We start from the raw sequence: 16,102 nt of genomic DNA on the forward strand, positions 1-16,102 counted from the left end.
TCCGTGCGTTCGATCATGTCAGACGCGGCTGCCACCACGGCGGACCCTTCAGCATCCCTTGCCGATCACCCCAAGAAGATCTAAGTGGACCTACGAGGTTCCAGGAGCCGACACTTCGGGCATGACCGCCACCGCACCGCGCCCCTTCGGCCGCGCACTCTGCGCCATGATCACGCCCTTCACCGCCACCGGCGCCCTGGACCCGGACACCGCCCGTGCGCACGCCGCGCGCCTGGTGGCCGAGGGCTGCGACGGGATCGTCCTCAGCGGCACCACGGGCGAGTCGCCCACCACGACGGACGCCGAGAAGTCCGCGCTGCTGCGGGCCGTCCGGGCGGAGGTCGGCGACGGCGTGCCACTGCTCTCCGGCATCGGGAGCCCGGACACCGCGCACGCCCTGCGCCTGGCGGGGGAGGCCGAGGAGGCGGGCGCGGACGGGCTGCTGGTGGTCAGCCCGTACTACAGCCGCCCGCCGCAGGCCGCCGTCGAGGCGTACTTCCTGCGGGTCGCGGAGTCCACCGGTCTGCCGCTGATGCTGTACGACATCCCCGGCCGCACCGGCGTCCGGATCGAGCCGGAGACGCTGCTGCGGCTGGCGGAGCACCCGCGGATCGTCGCGGTGAAGGACTGCTCCTACGACCTGCTCGGCGCGACGAAGGTGCTGGCCCGCACCTCGCTGGCGTACTACTCGGGCTGCGAGGAGCTGAACCTGCCGCTGTACGCGGTGGGCGGCGCGGGTTACGTCAGTACGGTCGCGAACGTGGCGCCGCGCCGGATGCGGGCGCCGCTGGACGCGTTCGACGCGGGCCGCACCGACGAGGCGGCCCGGCTCAACGGGCTCACGGCCCGGCTCGTCGAGCTGATGATGGCGAGCGGGCTGCCCGGGACCGTCACCGCGAAGGCGCTCCTGGACGCCGGACCGGTCCGGGAACCGCTGCAGCCCGCCGGGCGCGAGGCGACCGACGGGCTGCGGAAGGCGCACGAGGAGCTCCTCGCGGCCTGAAAGCCTTACCGCTGCGACTAGTTGTGGGCGTGCAGGACCTCGTTGAGCCCGCCCCACACCGCGTTGTTCGGGCGGGCCTCGACGCTGCCGGTGACCGAGTTGCGGCGGAAGAGGATGTTCGAGGCGCCGGACAGCTCGCGGGCCTTGACGACCTGGCCGTCCGGCAGCGTGACGCGGGTGCCGGCGGTGACGTACAGACCGGCCTCGACGACGCACTCGTCGCCGAGCGCGATGCCGACGCCCGCCTCCGCGCCGACCAGGCAGCGCTCGCCGATGACGATGCGGACGTTGCCGCCGCCGGAGAGGGTGCCCATGGTGGAGGCGCCGCCGCCGATGTCGGAGCCGTCGCCGACGACGACGCCCGCGGAGATCCGGCCCTCGACCATGGAGGTGCCGAGCGTGCCCGCGTTGAAGTTGACGAAGCCCTCGTGCATGACGGTGGTCCCGGCGGCGAGGTGCGCGCCGAGCCGGACCCGGTCGGCGTCGGCGATGCGTACGCCCTTGGGGGCGACGTAGTCCGTCATACGCGGGAACTTGTCGACCGAGGTGACCTGGAGGTGCAGGCCCTCGGCGCGGGCGTTGAGGCGCACCCGCTCCAGGTCGTCGACGGCGACCGGGCCGAGCGAGGTCCAGGCGACGTTGGCGAGCAGCCCGAAGAGCCCGTCGAGGTTCTGGCCGTGCGGCTGGACGAGCCGGTGCGAGAGCAGGTGCAGACGCAGGTAGGCGTCGTGCGCGTCGAGCGGCTTGTCGTCGAGCGAGGAGATGACCGTGGACACGGCGACGACCTCGACGCCACGCCGGGCGTCCACGCCGATCGCCTTGGCCGCGCCCTCGCCGAGCCGGTTGACGGCCTCGTCCGGGGTGAGCCGCGTCGTACCGGCCGGGCCGGGGTCGGAGGTCAGCTCGGGGGCGGGGAACCAGGTGTCGAGGACGGTGCCGTCACCGGCGACGGTGGCGAGGCCGGCGGCGACGGCGCCGGTGGTACGGGCAGAGCCCTGGGAAGTCGTGTCGGTCATGAACAGCAACCTAACCGGCCGGGGCCCGCTCGGGCGAACCGGTCTCAGCGTGCGGCCCCTTCCCCGCCGCCCGCACCCGCTCCCCCGGCCCGGGCAGCCGCCGCGCCGCCAGCACCGCCGCTCCCGCGCCCGCCGCGAGCAGGGCGCAGAGCGGCCAGAGCAGGGCGGGAGCGGCGGCGTACAGGGCGGCGCCCAGCGGCGGGGCGATCACCTGGCCGCTGATCGAGGCCCCCGCGTACAGGCTCTGGAAGCGGCCCTGGGCGTGGCCGGGCGCCTGGTCGGCGACGTAGGCGGTGGCCGGGGTCTTGTAGAGGATCTCGCCGAGGGTCAGCGAGACCATCATGGTGACGGCGAGCAGCACGCCGGCGCCGGGGATGAGGACGGCGTAGCCGAGCCCGACGAGCAGCATTCCGACGCCGACGAGGCCGAGCGGGGCGCGTCGGCGCAGGGCGTGGGCGGCGGGCAGTTCGAGGCAGAGGATGACGCCGCCGTTGACGGCGAGGAGCCAGCCGTAGAGCTGGGTGGAGTGCCCGTGGTCGGCGAGGAAGACGGGCAGGGTCGAGTACTGCTGCCGGTAGACGAGGTCGATCACGACGATCGCGGCGAGCAGCACCAGGACGGCGGGCCTGGCCCGCAGTTCGCGCAGGAGGCTCGGGGCGTCCGGGTCGTGGGCGGGTGCGGAGTGGACGCTGCCGCGGGCGGGCAGGATCCGGGCGGCGTAGAGGGCGAAGAGCAGGGTGCCGATGCCGTCGGCGACGAAGAGCCAGTCGTACGAGAAGCGGGTGGCGACCAGGGCGCCGAGCGGCGGGCCGACGGCGAAGCCGCCGTTGGCGGCGAAGCGGAAGAGGGCGAAGCTCTGGCGGCGGCTTCCGCCCTCGGGCACGGAGACCGCGACGAGGGCGGCGTTGGCTGCCCGGACGACGCCGGCGGCGTACTGGGCGACCGGCAGCACCGCGTACAGGGCGGCGACCGGCAGGGCGGGCAGGACGACGAGCGCCGCCCCGCTGACGCAGGCGCCGGTCAGCAGGGCGCGGCGGTGGCCGATGCGGTCGCCGAACCAGCCGCCGGTGAAGTTCCCCGCGACCAGGCCGATGCCGCCCACGCCGCTGATCACTCCGGCCTGGGTGACGGTCAGACCGCGCGGCCCGACGAGGTACACGAAGAGATAGACGAAGGTGAAGCTGACGACGGCGTTGAGGAACGCCCCGAGCGCCAGCAGCCGTACCGTCCTCGGCACCCCGCGCACCATGCCCGTCCCCCGCCCCCTCCGTACGAATCCCGCACCCACGGTGAGCCCCCCATGCAGTGAGTTCCTTATGGGAACGGACTATGGCAGCATGATTGCATCGGGGTCAACGGAAAAGGACCCCGGGCGGGGCGGGGCGGACGGCGGCCACAACCGGAGGAACGACATGCCTCAGCGCACCAGCCTGGCCGACGCCGACTGCTCGATCGCGCAGGCGCTCGACGTCGTGGGCGACTGGTGGACCCTGCTGATCGTGCGGGACACCGCGCGCGGGGTGCACCGGTTCGACGCGCTCCAGCAGGAGTTGGGCGTCTCGCGCAAGGTGCTGACCGAGCGGCTGCGGCTGCTGGTCGACGCGGGCGTGCTGTCACGGGAGCCGTACCAGGACCGCCCGGTCCGGTACGAGTACCGCCTCACCCCGCGCGGCCGGGCGCTGCTGCCCGTGCTGATCGCGCTCCAGGACTGGGGCGACACCTGGGTGCTGGGGGAAGGGGAGACGATGGCCACGACGACGGAGGCCTCGCAGGAGGCGGCCCGGGTGCGGGCGCTGAAGGGAACGCGGCTGCCGGAGCTGCTGTTGCCGGGGAACGACGGACAGCTCCGCGACCCGGTCGCCGACACCGCGCACACCGTCCTGTACTGCTTCCCGAGCGCCTACGCCACCCGCGACGCCTATCCGCCGGGCTGGGCGGGGATCCCGGGGGCGAGCGGCTGCACCCTCGAATCGTGCACGTACCGCGATCAGCTGGCCGAGTTCACGGCGGCGGGCGCGACCGTGCACGGGGTGTCCGTGCAACGCCCGGACGAGCAGCGCGCGTTCGCGGAGAAGGAGGGGCTGCGCTTCCCGCTGCTCTCGGACGCGGACCTGGCGCTGACGGCGGCGCTGCGGCTGCCGACGTTCCGGGCGGCGGGTGTGAGCAGACTCAAGCGGCTGACGCTGGTGGTGGACCGGGGGCGGACGATCCGCGAGGTGCTGTACCCGGTCACGGACATCGGGGCGAGCGTGCGTGAGGCGCTGGAAGCGGTCCGCCGCCCGGCGGAGTGAGCGGGGCGGCCACGGGGCCGGTTCAGGCGCCGCTCTCGGCGCGGACGCCGCCGTCGACGATCCGGGCCAGCATCTCGCGGGTGCCGGACACGTCGAACGTGCCGCCGGTCAGCAGGACCTGGAGGCAGACGCCGTCCATCAGCGCGACGAGGGCCCGCGCGGTCCGCGGGTCGGTGCGGCGGGACAGCAGCTCGACGGCCTCCTCGGTCCACTCGGCGGCGACGGGGCGCAGCGCGGGGCGGCGCAGGGCCGCGAGATACAGCTCGTACTCCAGCTCGACGGCCCCGCGCTCGCCCGCGAACCACCTCTCCAGCAGCCGGGCCAGCTCCTCCGCGAGGCCGCCGGGCCCCTGGGGTATGGACCCCGGCGCGGCCAGCACCTCGCTGCCGCGCAGGGCCTGGACGAAGTTCTCGTTGCACCGGCGCAGGGCGGCGACCAGGAGTTCGTCGAGGGAGCGGAAGTGGTACGTGGTCGAGCCGAGCGGCACATCGGCCTCGGCGGCCACAGTGCGATGGCTGAGCCCGGCCATGCCGTCGGCCGCGATCACGCGCAGCGCCGCGTCGATGATCCGGGTACGCCGGTCGGGGTCGTACCGCCGGGCCATCAGTGGGCCCCGCCCAGATTGAGGACGACGACCCCGGCCACGATCAGGGCGATGCCCGCGATCTTGACCAGGTTGCCGGACTCCCCGAGGAACAGGATGCCGATGAGGGCCACGGCAGCGGTGCCGACGCCGGCCCAGATGGCGTACGCGGTGCCCACGGAGAGGGTCTTGAGGGTCTGGGCGAGCAGGGTGAAGGCGATCAGGTAGCCCACCACGGTGCCGAGCGAGGGCCAGAGCCGGGTGAAGCCCTCGCTGTACTTCATGGCAGTCGTCCCGGCCACCTCCGCCGCGATGGCGGCGGCCAGCAGTCCGTATGCGTATCCCATGTGTACGACGGTACCCAACGTTGCGTACGGCCGTACATATCATCGGCCCACGCCAGGGGCGCTACGGTGTGCCGACCGACAACACGGCCCGGCGACGGGCCGACGACACGACGGAGACGCAGTGGCGCAGGACGCAGGGTGGGGCGGTGGCCCGTACGGGGGCGCGCCCCACGGTGGGGGACCCTTCGACGGAGGCGCGCAGGGACCGGCCGGAGGCTGGTACGGCGGATGGGCACCGCCCAAGCCCGGGGTGATACCCCTGGCGCCGCTGAGGATCTCGGACATGCTCAGCGGCGCCTTCACGACGCTCGGGCGGTACTGGAAGCCACTGATCGGCATGGCGCTGACGCTCTTCGGCGCGGCGACGCTGGTGATGATCGTCGCGCTGGTGGTGGCCGCGTCCGCCGTCGCGACCCAGTGGGACGAGCTGACGGCCGGCTCCCCCGACGCTCCGGACGCGTCGGAACTGGTCCCGCTGGGCGTCGCGTTCGGCGTGCTGATGATCATCGGCATGCTCGTCTATCTGCTGGCTTCGGCCGTGGTGCAGGCGGCGGTGCCGGTGGTGCTCCAGGAGGCCGTTCTGGGCCGCCCGATCCGCTTCGGCGCCGTCTGGCGCCGCTCGTGGTCGCGGGTCTGGTCGATCATCGGCACGGTGTTCCTGACCGGGCTGATCGCCATCATCCCGATGGTGCTCTTCATGACCGCCTTCGCCGGGCTGATGATCTACATCGTCTCGCTGGGCGACGAGGACGGCATCCTGCCGCTGATGTGGTTCGGCATCATCGGCACGCTGCTCGTCGCCCCGGTGGCGATCTGGCTCTGGGTGCGGTTCTCGCTGGCCCCCACGGTCGTGGTCTTCGAGAACCAGCGCCCGGTCGCGGCCCTGCGCCGCTCGGCCCAGCTGGTACGGGACAGCTGGTGGCGGGTCTTCGGCGTCGGCCTGCTCGCCTACGCGATGGCCTCCATGATCGGCTACATGATCCAGATGCCGTTCCAGATGGCCGGCATGCTTCCGGGCCTGTTCGACCCCGCGGACATCGGCGCCGACCCGAGCGGCGGGCAGCTCATCGCCGTGTTCGGCGGGCTGATCGTGCTGTCGTTCGTCAGCCAGATGATCGCCCAGCTGTTCACGGCGATCTTCCCGCCGCTGGTCGTCGGCCTGCTGTACGTCGACCGCCGGATACGCACGGAGAACCTGGGCCCGGTGCTGGCCCAGGCGGCGGGATCGGTGCTGCCCGAGCAGTACGGCCCGCCGCCCGCCCACGTCTGAGCGACCGGGAACGGCGAACGGCCGTGCCCACCGGAGGTCTCCGGTGGGCACGGCCGTTCGCTTCGTGCTCGGGATCGCGGGATCAGACGTTGAACCCCAGCGCGCGCAGCTGCTCGCGCCCGTCGTCCGTGATCTTGTCCGGGCCCCACGGCGGCATCCAGACCCAGTTGATCCGGAGCTCGTTGACGATGCCGTCCGTGGCGGACTTCGCCTGGTCCTCGATGACGTCGGTCAGCGGGCAGGCCGCGGACGTCAGGGTCATGTCGAGGGTGGCGATGTTGGCGTCGTCGACGTGGATGCCGTAGATCAGGCCGAGGTTGACGACGTCGATGCCCAGCTCGGGGTCGACGACGTCGTAGAGCGCCTCGCGGACCTCCTCCTCGGAGGCCGGCTTCATGGTCACGGTCTCGTTGTCGCTCATGCGGTCTTCCCTTCGGACAGCGCCTTGGCCGTCGCGTCCTTCCACGCCATCCAGCTCAGCAGCGCGCACTTGACCCGGGCGGGGTACTTGGAGACACCGGCGAACGCGACCGCGTCCTCCAGCACCTCCTCCATCGCGTCGTCCGGCTCCAGCTGGCCCTTGGACTGCATCAGCTCCAGGAAGGTGTCCTGGATCTTCTGCGCCTGGGACAGCTCCTTGCCGACGAGCAGATCGTTCAGCACGGAGGCGGAGGCCTGGCTGATGGAGCAGCCCTGGCCCTCGTAGCTCACGTCGGCGATGGTCTCGCCGTCGTACTTCACCCGGAGCGTGATCTCGTCACCGCACGTCGGATTGACGTGGTGCACCTCGGCGTCGCCGTCCCGCAGGCCGCGCCCGTGGGGGTGCTTGTAGTGGTCCAGGATCACTTCCTGGTACATGGATTCCAGCTTCACCAGTCCGCCCTCAGCCGAAGAAGTTCCGGACGTGCTCCAGACCGTCCACCAGGGCGTCGACCTCGGCGGGCGTGGAGTACAGATAGAACGACGCTCGCGTCGTCGCGGGAATTCCGTACCGCAGGCAGACCGGGCGGGCGCAGTGGTGGCCGACCCGGACGGCGATGCCCAGCTCGTCGAGGACCTGGCCCACGTCGTGCGGGTGGATGTCGCCGAGCGTGAAGGAGATCGTCGCACCGCGGTCCTCGGCCGTCGCCGGACCGATGATCCGCAGGTCGGGGACGTCCAGGAGACGCTTCACCGCGTACTCGGTGATCGCCTTCTCGTGCTGGTGGATCTTCTCCATGCCGATCGAGGAGAGGTAGTCCACGGCCGCGCCGAGGCCGACGGCCTGGGCGATCGGGGGCGTACCGGCCTCGAACTTGTGCGGCGCCGGGGCGTACGTCGACGAGTGCATCGACACGGTCTCGATCATCTCGCCGCCGCCGAGGAACGGAGGCAGGTCCTCCAGGAGCTCCTGCCGTCCCCACAGCACGCCGATGCCCGTCGGGCCGACCATCTTGTGACCGGTGAAGGCCACGAAGTCGGCCTGGAGCGCCTGCACGTCGAGCACCATGTGCGGGGCCGCCTGCGAGGCGTCGATGCAGACCAGCGCGCCGACCTGCTGGGCGCGGCGGATGATCTGCTCGACCGGGTTGACGGTGCCGAGGATGTTGGAGACCAGCGTGAAAGAGACGATCTTCGTCTTCTCGGTGATGATCTCGTCGATGTTCGACAGGTCGAGGCGGCCGTCGTCGGTGATGCCGAACCACTTCAGCTTCGCGCCGGTGCGCTGCGAGAGCAGCTGCCACGGCACGATGTTGGAGTGGTGCTCCATCTCCGTGGTGACGATCTCGGTGTCACGGTCCACCCGATAGGGCTCGTCCGCCCAGCCGAGCATGTTCGCCACGAGGTTCAGCGACTCCGAGGCGTTCTTCGTGAAGATCACCTCGTCGCGGCTGGGTGCGTTGATGAAGGCGGCGACCTTGTCGCGGGCGCCCTCGTACAGCGCGGTGGCCTCCTCGGCGATCGTGTAGACGCCGCGGTGCACGTTCGCGTTGTGCCGCTCGTAGTACGCGTTGAGCGCGTCGAGGACCTGACGCGGCTTCTGCGAGGTCGCCGCGGAGTCCAGGTAAACGATCTTCTTGCCGTCGTGGACCGTGCGGTCCAGGATCGGGAAGTCCTTGCGGATCGCCTCGGTGTCGAGGAGGCCGGTGAGCCCCTGTCGGGCGTCAGTCACGCGGAAGCGCCACCCTTCGTGTAGGCCTCGTAGCCCTCGTTCTCCAGCTGGTCGGCCAGCTCGGCACCGCCGGAGGCGGCGATGCGGCCGTTGGCGAAGACGTGCACGAAGTCGGGCTTGATGTACTTCAGGATGCGGGTGTAGTGCGTGATCAGCAGGGTGCCGACCTCGCCGGTCTCGCGGACCCGGTTGACACCCTCGGAGACGGTCTTGAGCGCGTCGACGTCCAGGCCGGAGTCGGTCTCGTCCAGGACGGCGATCTTCGGCTTGAGGAGCTCCAGCTGAAGGATCTCGTGGCGCTTCTTCTCACCGCCGGAGAAGCCCTCGTTGACGTTGCGCTCGGCGAAGGACGGGTCCATCTGGAGCTCGGCCATCGTCTCCTTGACCTCCTTGACCCACGTCCGCAGCTTGGGGGCCTCGCCGCGGATCGCGGTGGCGGAGGTGCGCAGGAAGTTGGAGACCGAGACACCGGGGATCTCGACCGGGTACTGCATGGCGAGGAACAGGCCGGCGCGGGCCCGCTCGTCGACGGACATCTCCAGGACGTCCTCGCCGTCCAGGGTGACCGTGCCACCGGTGATCGTGTACTTGGGGTGACCCGCGAGCGAGTACGCGAGGGTGGACTTGCCGGACCCGTTGGGGCCCATGATGGCGTGGGTCTCGCCCTGCTTCACGGTCAGGTCGACGCCCTTGAGGATCTCCTTCGTGGCGTTGTCGGCCTCGACGGTGACGTGCAGGTCGCGGATTTCAAGCGTTGCCATGGGTGACTCAGGACTCCTGGGTGACGGAGACGAGCACATCGTCCCCTTCGATCTTTACGGGGTATACGGGGACGGGGCGCGTCGCGGGAAGGCCGGACGGCTTGCCGGTGCGGAGGTCGAACGCGGATCCGTGCAGCCAGCACTCGATCGCGCAGTCCTCCACCTCGCCCTCCGAGAGGGAGACGTTCGCGTGCGAGCAGATGTCGTTGATCGCGAACACCTCGCCCTCGGTGCGGACGACGGAGACGGGTGTGCCGTCGAGCTCCACCCGCTTGGGGGTGTCGTCCTCCAGCTCACTCAGCGCACAGGCTTTGACGAAGGACATCAGACGGACGCCTTCAGCTCGGCCTCGATCTTCTCGATGAGCCGCTCCTCGACGTCCGGCAGACCGATCTGCTGGACCAGCTCGGCGAAGAAGCCGCGCACGACCAGGCGGCGGGCCTCCTCGGCCGGGATACCGCGGGACTGGAGGTAGAAGAGCTGCTCGTCGTCGAAGCGGCCGGTCGCCGAGGCGTGGCCGGCGCCGACGATCTCGCCGGTCTCGATCTCCAGGTTGGGCACGGAGTCGACCCGGGCGCCGTCCGTGAGGACGAGGTTCCGGTTCATCTCGTAGGTGTCGGTGCCCTCGGCCGCGGCCTGGATGAGGACGTCGCCGATCCAGACGGCGTGCGCGCCGTCACCCTGGAGGGCGCCCTTGTACACCGCGTTGGACTTGCAGTGCGGGGTGTTGTGGTCGACCAGGAGGCGGTGCTCCTGGTGCTGGCCCTTGTCGGTGAAGTACAGCCCGAAGAGCTCGGCCTCGCCGCCGGTGGCCGCGTACGCCACCCGGGGGTGCAGGCGCACCACGTCGCCGCCGAAGGTGACGACGATCGACTTGAAGGAGGCGTCCCGGCCGACCAGCGCGTTGTGCTGGCCGACGTGGACGGCCGTGTCGTCCCAGTCCTGGACGGAGACGACGGTCAGCTTCGCGCCGTCGCCGAGGACGTAGTCGACGTTGGCGGCGAGCACCGCGTCACCGGTGTGGTCGATGACGACGACGGCCTCGGCGAAGGCGCCCAGCTGGATGAGCTGGTGGCCGTAGGCGACACCGCCCTCGCCGTGCACGGCGATCCGGATCGGCTCGGTGAGCACGGCCTCCTTGGCGACCGTGACGACCGAGGCCTGCTCGAAGGAGCTGTACGCCTGGGCGGCGACCCGGTCCACCGGGGTACCGGCCTTGCCGAGCCGGGAGTCGTCGCGGCCGACGGTCTCGACCGTGACGCCCTCGGGCGCCTCGATGGCGACCTTCACGCCGCCGCCGTTCGCGACCGCGGTGCCGTCGTGCAGCCCGCGCAGCCGCTCCAGCGGAGTGAAGCGCCACTCCTCCTCGCGGCCGTGCGGGACGGGGAAGTCCGCGACGTCGAAGGAGGGGGGTGCGCTCATGCGGGTGGCGACGGTTGACTCGGCGGCCACCGCGATGGAGCCGGCGGTGGTGGAGCCCGCCGGAGTGTTCTGAGCCTCAGCCATGGCTGTCGTAGTGCTCGCTTTCTTAAGTCAAGAACTCGGGGGATTCGGTGGGGCGGGGACGGCCTCGAACGGCCGTCCCGGTGGTCCTCGGGCGAGGACCTAGCCGACCGAACCCTCCATCTGCAGCTCGATCAGCCGGTTGAGCTCCAGGGCGTACTCCATGGGCAGCTCCTTCGCGATCGGCTCGACGAAGCCGCGCACGATCATCGCCATGGCCTCGAACTCGGTGAGTCCGCGGCTCATGAGGTAGAAGAGCTGGTCCTCGGAGACCTTGGAGACGGTCGCCTCGTGGCCCATCGACACGTCGTCCTCGCGGACGTCGACGTAGGGGTAGGTGTCCGAGCGGGAGATCGTGTCGACGAGCAGAGCGTCGCAGAGGACGTTGGACTTCGCGCCCGGCGCGCCCTCGCCGATCTCGATCAGTCCGCGGTAGGACGTACGGCCGCCGCCTCGCGCCACCGACTTGGAGACGATGTTGGAGGAGGTGTTCGGCGCCATGTGGACCATCTTGGCGCCGGCGTCCTGGTGCTGGCCCTCGCCCGCGAAGGCGATGGACAGGGTCTCACCCTTGGCGTGCTCGCCCATCAGGTAGACCGCCGGGTACTTCATGGTCACCTTGGAGCCGATGTTGCCGTCGACCCACTCCATGGTCGCGCCCTCGTAGGCCACGGCCCGCTTGGTGACCAGGTTGTAGACGTTGTTCGACCAGTTCTGGATGGTCGTGTAGCGGCAGCGGCCGCCCTTCTTGACGATGATCTCGACCACGGCGCTGTGCAGCGAGTCCGAGGAGTAGATCGGGGCGGTGCAGCCCTCGACGTAGTGGACGTAGGCGTCCTCGTCGACGATGATCAGCGTCCGCTCGAACTGGCCCATGTTCTCCGTGTTGATACGGAAGTAGGCCTGGAGCGGGATGTCCACGTGGACGCCCTTGGGCACGTAGATGAACGAGCCGCCGGACCACACGGCCGTGTTCAGCGAGGCGAACTTGTTGTCACCGACGGGGATGACGGTGCCGAAGTACTCCTTGAAGAGCTCCGGGTGCTCCTTCAGCGCGGTGTCGGTGTCGAGGAAGATGACGCCCTGCTCCTCCAGGTCCTCGCGGATCTGGTGGTAGACGACCTCGGACTCGTACTGCGCGGCGACGCCGGCGACGAGGCGCTGCTTCTCCGCCTCGGGGATGCCGAGCTTGTCGTACGTGTTCTTGATGTCCTCGGGCAGGTCCTCCCAGGAGGCCGCCTGCTTCTCCGTGGACCGCACGAAGTACTTGATGTTGTCGAAGTCGATGCCCGACAGGTCGGAGCCCCAGTTCGGCATGGGCTTCTTGTCGAAGAGCCGGAGGCCCTTGAGCCGCAGCTTCAGCATCCACTCGGGCTCGTTCTTCTTCTCCGAGATGTCGCGGACGACAGCCTCGGACAGACCGCGCTTCGCCGCCGCGCCTGCCGCGTCGGAGTCGGCCCAGCCGAATTCGTACGTACCCAGACCCTCGAGCTCAGGGTGGGCAGTCTCCGTGGGGAGCGTCATGCGGGGTTCCTCCCGGCCGTGCTTGCAGATGCTGAATGGGTGGTCTGTAGGGGTGCCGCGTGGCCACTGCGTGGCACGTACGTCGTGCACACTCCGTCGCCGTGGGCGAGGGTGGCCAGACGCTGCACATGGGTCCCGAGGAGGCTGGAGAAGAATTCCGTCTCCGCCTCGCACAGCTGTGGGAACTGCTCGGCGACATGCGCCACCGGGCAGTGGTGCTGGCACAGCTGCTCGCCCTGCTGCGGGCCCGGCGCGCTTCGCGCCATAGCAGCGTACCCGTCGGCGGACAGGGCCTTGGCGAGGGCCTCGGTGCGGCCTTCGGGCGCCGCGGCCTCGACCGCCGTGCGGTACGCCTCGCCCATCGCGGCCATCCGGGCGCGGGCGAAGGCGAGGACCGCCTCGTCGCCCCCGGACTCGGCGATGAAGCGCAGGGCGTCGGCGGCCAGCTTGTCGTAGGACTGGTCGAAGGCGTCCCGGCCGCAGTCCGTCAAGGCGAACACCTTGGCGGGCCTGCCACGGGTCCGCGCGCCGTAGACCCGCTGTTCACGGGCTTCGACCACGTCGTCGGAGACGAGGGCGTCCAGATGGCGGCGGACGGCGGCCTGGGTGAGGCCGACGCGCTTCGCGAGGTCCGCGACGGTGGAGGGGCCGTGGTCCAGGATGGAGCGCGCGACCCGGTTGCGCGTCGAACGCTCACCGGTCGCGAGTTCCTCCTGGGGAGCCCGTCCGTCGTATTTCACAACACCATTGTTGCGTAATTCCTTCGCCCCTGACAACCACGGTCCGGAACGATCTTCGGTGTGGTTCGTCACTTAGGGTTACCTAATCTGGCCCCGGGAGCCGCCCCCTCCGGGACCCTGCCTAGACTTACGCGCCATGGAGAACGAGCCCGTCGTACAGGTCAGAGGCCTGGTGAAGCGGTACGGCACGAAGACCGCGGTGAACGGCCTCGATCTGATGGTCGCGACCGGCGCGGTGACCGCCGTCCTCGGCCCGAACGGCGCCGGGAAGACCACCACGATCGAGACCTGCGAGGGCTACCGCCGCCCCGACGCGGGCACCGTACGGGTCCTCGGGCTCGACCCGGTCGCCGACGCGGAGCGGCTGCGCCCGCGGATCGGGGTGATGCTCCAGTCCGGCGGCGTCTACTCCGGCGCCCGCGCCGACGAGATGCTGCGCCACATGGCCAGGCTGCACGCCCACCCGCTCGACGTGGACGCCCTGATCGAGCGCCTCGGCCTCGGCGACTGCGGCCGCACCACCTACCGGCGGCTCTCCGGCGGCCAGCAGCAGCGCCTCTCCCTGGCCATGGCGGTCATCGGCCGACCCGAGTTGGTCTTCCTGGACGAGCCGACCGCCGGGCTCGACCCGCAGGCCCGCCGCTCCACCTGGGACCTGGTGCGCGAGCTGCGCGCCGACGGGGTGTCCGTGGTGCTGACCACCCACTTCATGGACGAGGCCGAGGCGCTCGCCGACGACGTCGCGATCATCGACGCGGGCCGGGTCATCGCCCAGGGCAGCCCGGAGCAGCTCTGCCGGGGCGGCGCGGAGAACACCCTGCGCTTCACCGGGCGTACGGGGCTGGACCTCGGCTCCCTGGTCAAGGCGCTGCCCGACGGCTCCGGGGCCGCCGAGCCGCTGCCGGGGACGTACCGGATCACCGGGGCCGTCGACCCGCAGCTGCTGGCCACCGTGACCTCCTGGTGCGCCCAGCACGGCGTGATGCCCGAGGGCATCTCGGTGGAGCGGCACACCCTGGAGGACGTCTTCCTCGAACTGACCGGCAAGGAACTGGCCGGCAAGGAGCCGCACGCATGAGCGCCGGTACGTACACCCCGCGCCCCGGAGCCGCCCCGCTCCCCCGGATGATCGCCGCGCAGACCGCGCTGGAGACCCGGATGCTGCTGCGCAACGGCGAGCAGCTGCTGCTGACGGTGATCATCCCGACGCTGCTGCTGGTGCTGTTCAGCGCGGTCGACATCGTGGACACCGGCCCGGGAGCGTCGGTCGACTTCCTGGCCCCGGGCGTCCTGGCGCTCGCCGTGATGTCCACGGCCTTCACCGGCCAGGCCATCGCCACCGGCTTCGAGCGCCGTTACGGGGTCCTCAAGCGGCTCGGGGCCTCCCCGCTGCCCCGCTGGGCGCTGATGACCGCGAAGACGCTGTCGGTGCTGGTCACCGAGGTGCTCCAGATCGTGCTGCTGACGGTCATCGCCTTCGCGCTCGGCTGGTCGCCGCACGGCAACCCGCTCGCCGTACTGCTGCTGCTCGTCCTCGGCACCGCCGCGTTCTCCGGCCTCGGGCTGCTGATGGCCGGGACGCTGAAGGCGGAGGCGACACTCGCCGCCGCCAACCTGGTGTTCCTGCTGCTGCTGGTCGGCGGCGGAGTCATCGTGCCGCTGGAGAAGTTCCCGGACGCGGTGCAGTCGGTGCTGGGGCTGCTGCCCGTCTCGGCGCTCTCCGAGGGGCTGCGGGACGTCCTCCAGCACGGTGCGTCGATGCCGTGGGCCCAGGCCGGGATCCTGGCGGTGTGGGCGGTGCTGGGGCTCGGCGCTGCGGCGAAGTTCTTCCGCTGGGAGTAGCACGCGGCGGCAGGGATCTTCCCGGGCAAGCCGCCATGAACCACCCCTCGTGAAAACGCGCACAAGCCCCGTCCTACGATGGTCCGCGTGGAAACCCCCATCTCCCTCATCGCCAAGCGCTGGACGCCGTCCACCAAGGCGGTGAAGCGCGCCGCGCTCTCCGCCGTCGTGATGAGCGTCTTCATCATCATCACCGGCGGGGCCGTCCGGCTCACCGGTTCGGGCCTCGGCTGCGACACCTGGCCCAAGTGCACCGACGACAGCCTGTTCGCGACGCCCGAGCAGGGGCTGCACGGCGCGATCGAGTTCGGCAACCGGATGCTGACCTATGTGCTGTCGGCCGCGGTCGGCTGGGCGATCATCGCCGTCAGCTCGATGAAGCCGCGCCGCCGCAAGCTGACCCGGCTCGCCTGGTTGCAGTTCTGGATCGTGCTGGGCAACGCCGTGCTCGGCGGGATCACCGTCTGGGCGGGCCTCAACCCGTGGACGGTGGCCGGGCACTTCCTGCTGGCCAACGTGCTCCTCGCGGTCGCCGTGGTCACCTGGGTGCGGATCGGCGAGGGCGACGGCCCGCCGCGGCCCCGGGCCCCGCTGCCGGTGCGCCGGCTGACCTGGGCGATCGTGGCAACCACGGTGGTGCTGATCGTGCTGGGCACCTCGGTGACGGGTTCCGGCAAGCACGCCGGCGACAGCAGCGACGTACCGCGCATGCCGTGGGACTGGTCGGCCGCCGCCCATGTGCACGCCATCGCCGCCTGGGTGGTCTGCGCCCTGGCCATCGCGATGTGGCTGGCCCTGCGGGTGGTCGACGCCCCCGCCGACACCCGGGCCCGCGCCCGTGACCTGCTGCTCGTGCTGCTCGCCCAGGGCGCGATCGGGTACGTCCAGTACTTCAGCGACGTCCCGGAGATCCTGGTCGGCGTCCACATGTTCGGCTCGGCCATCCTGTTGATCGCCGTGGTCCGGCTCGTCCTGAGCATGCGCGAGCGCGGCGACGACGTGCCCGCCCCGCTGCCCGGCCCGGCCGCCGAGCAGTCGGAGACGGCACCGGCGACGGCCGTCTGACCCGA

General features: G+C 70.9%; 18 protein-coding genes. 6 read left to right on the top strand and 12 right to left on the bottom strand.

Annotated features, from left to right (window positions below):
- The first annotated feature begins 121 nt into the window (after window positions 1-121).
- Window positions 122-1,003, top strand: a complete 882-nt coding sequence (gene dapA, locus KV381_RS07280) for a 4-hydroxy-tetrahydrodipicolinate synthase (RefSeq protein ID WP_218784933.1) — start codon at window positions 122-124, stop codon at window positions 1,001-1,003.
- 17 nt (window positions 1,004-1,020) lie between these two features.
- Here dapA and dapD read toward each other — a convergent pair whose 3' ends face one another.
- Window positions 1,021-2,019, bottom strand: coding sequence for a 2,3,4,5-tetrahydropyridine-2,6-dicarboxylate N-succinyltransferase (dapD, locus tag KV381_RS07285; RefSeq protein WP_030078723.1), 999 nt, complete (start codon window positions 2,017-2,019; stop codon window positions 1,021-1,023).
- 10 nt (window positions 2,020-2,029) lie between these two features.
- A complete protein-coding gene (locus tag KV381_RS07290) occupies window positions 2,030-3,268 on the bottom strand; it encodes an MFS transporter (RefSeq protein WP_030627470.1) in 1,239 nt (412 codons plus the stop codon).
- 163 nt (window positions 3,269-3,431) lie between these two features.
- Here KV381_RS07290 and KV381_RS07295 point away from each other — a divergent pair, with 163 nt between their 5' ends.
- The gene (locus KV381_RS07295; RefSeq protein WP_218784934.1) at window positions 3,432-4,310 is read left to right on the top strand and encodes a winged helix-turn-helix transcriptional regulator; all 879 of its coding nucleotides are present in this window, start codon (window positions 3,432-3,434) and stop codon (window positions 4,308-4,310) included.
- A 22-nt stretch (window positions 4,311-4,332) separates the two neighbouring features.
- Here the strand turns inward: KV381_RS07295 and KV381_RS07300 are convergent, their stop codons facing one another.
- Window positions 4,333-4,914, bottom strand: coding sequence for a TetR/AcrR family transcriptional regulator (locus tag KV381_RS07300; protein ID WP_098026584.1), 582 nt, complete (start codon window positions 4,912-4,914; stop codon window positions 4,333-4,335).
- Window positions 4,914-5,240, bottom strand: coding sequence for a multidrug efflux SMR transporter (locus tag KV381_RS07305; RefSeq protein ID WP_030078731.1), 327 nt, complete (start codon window positions 5,238-5,240; stop codon window positions 4,914-4,916). The genes KV381_RS07300 and KV381_RS07305 overlap by 1 nt, the downstream gene beginning before the upstream one ends.
- A 283-nt stretch (window positions 5,241-5,523) precedes the next feature.
- Here KV381_RS07305 and KV381_RS07310 point away from each other — a divergent pair, with 283 nt between their 5' ends.
- Window positions 5,524-6,510: a hypothetical protein gene (locus KV381_RS07310; RefSeq protein WP_218784935.1), complete on the top strand. Its 987-nt coding sequence runs from the start codon at window positions 5,524-5,526 to the stop codon at window positions 6,508-6,510.
- 82 nt (window positions 6,511-6,592) lie between these two features.
- Here the strand turns inward: KV381_RS07310 and KV381_RS07315 are convergent, their stop codons facing one another.
- The 8 genes from KV381_RS07315 to KV381_RS07350 all read right to left on the bottom strand — a co-directional run bounded on the left by KV381_RS07315 (window position 6,593) and on the right by KV381_RS07350 (window position 13,190).
- Window positions 6,593-6,931, bottom strand: a complete 339-nt coding sequence (locus tag KV381_RS07315) for a metal-sulfur cluster assembly factor (protein ID WP_007448467.1) — start codon at window positions 6,929-6,931, stop codon at window positions 6,593-6,595.
- On the bottom strand, window positions 6,928-7,383 hold the full coding sequence (sufU, locus tag KV381_RS07320; RefSeq protein ID WP_276609250.1) for a Fe-S cluster assembly sulfur transfer protein SufU: 456 nt from the start codon (window positions 7,381-7,383) through the stop codon (window positions 6,928-6,930). The genes KV381_RS07315 and sufU overlap by 4 nt, the downstream gene beginning before the upstream one ends.
- Window positions 7,384-7,393: 10 nt before the next feature.
- Window positions 7,394-8,662 (bottom strand): cysteine desulfurase, encoded by a 1,269-nt coding sequence (locus tag KV381_RS07325; RefSeq protein WP_030078739.1) that lies wholly within the window; start codon window positions 8,660-8,662, stop codon window positions 7,394-7,396.
- A complete protein-coding gene (sufC, locus tag KV381_RS07330) occupies window positions 8,659-9,423 on the bottom strand; it encodes a Fe-S cluster assembly ATPase SufC (protein WP_030627479.1) in 765 nt (254 codons plus the stop codon). The genes KV381_RS07325 and sufC overlap by 4 nt, the downstream gene beginning before the upstream one ends.
- Window positions 9,424-9,430: 7 nt before the next feature.
- Window positions 9,431-9,748, bottom strand: coding sequence for a bifunctional 3-phenylpropionate/cinnamic acid dioxygenase ferredoxin subunit (locus KV381_RS07335; RefSeq protein ID WP_010061308.1), 318 nt, complete (start codon window positions 9,746-9,748; stop codon window positions 9,431-9,433).
- A complete protein-coding gene (gene sufD / locus KV381_RS07340; protein ID WP_030078744.1) occupies window positions 9,748-10,929 on the bottom strand; it encodes a Fe-S cluster assembly protein SufD in 1,182 nt (393 codons plus the stop codon). Before sufD ends, KV381_RS07335 begins: the two co-directional genes overlap by 1 nt.
- A 99-nt stretch (window positions 10,930-11,028) precedes the next feature.
- Window positions 11,029-12,450: a Fe-S cluster assembly protein SufB gene (sufB, locus tag KV381_RS07345; protein ID WP_030078747.1), complete on the bottom strand. Its 1,422-nt coding sequence runs from the start codon at window positions 12,448-12,450 to the stop codon at window positions 11,029-11,031.
- Complete coding sequence (locus tag KV381_RS07350; RefSeq protein WP_098026581.1) at window positions 12,447-13,190, bottom strand: metalloregulator ArsR/SmtB family transcription factor; 744 nt, start codon at window positions 13,188-13,190, stop codon at window positions 12,447-12,449. Before KV381_RS07350 ends, sufB begins: the two co-directional genes overlap by 4 nt.
- A 136-nt stretch (window positions 13,191-13,326) precedes the next feature.
- Between KV381_RS07350 and KV381_RS07355 the strand changes: the two genes are divergently transcribed.
- From KV381_RS07355 to KV381_RS07365, 3 genes are all read left to right on the top strand, one after another.
- Window positions 13,327-14,268 carry an ABC transporter ATP-binding protein gene (locus KV381_RS07355; RefSeq protein WP_218784936.1) on the top strand — a complete coding sequence of 314 codons (942 nt, stop codon included), beginning with the start codon at window positions 13,327-13,329 and terminating at the stop codon, window positions 14,266-14,268.
- The gene (locus KV381_RS07360) at window positions 14,265-15,032 is read left to right on the top strand and encodes an ABC transporter permease (protein ID WP_218784937.1); all 768 of its coding nucleotides are present in this window, start codon (window positions 14,265-14,267) and stop codon (window positions 15,030-15,032) included. Before KV381_RS07355 ends, KV381_RS07360 begins: the two co-directional genes overlap by 4 nt.
- 78 nt (window positions 15,033-15,110) lie before the next feature.
- Window positions 15,111-16,097: a heme A synthase gene (locus KV381_RS07365; protein ID WP_086778555.1), complete on the top strand. Its 987-nt coding sequence runs from the start codon at window positions 15,111-15,113 to the stop codon at window positions 16,095-16,097.
- Window positions 16,098-16,102: the final 5 nt, after the last annotated feature.

The organism is Streptomyces sp. WY228 (assembly GCF_019287315.1).
Taxonomy (GTDB): domain Bacteria; phylum Actinomycetota; class Actinomycetes; order Streptomycetales; family Streptomycetaceae; genus Streptomyces; species Streptomyces caviscabies.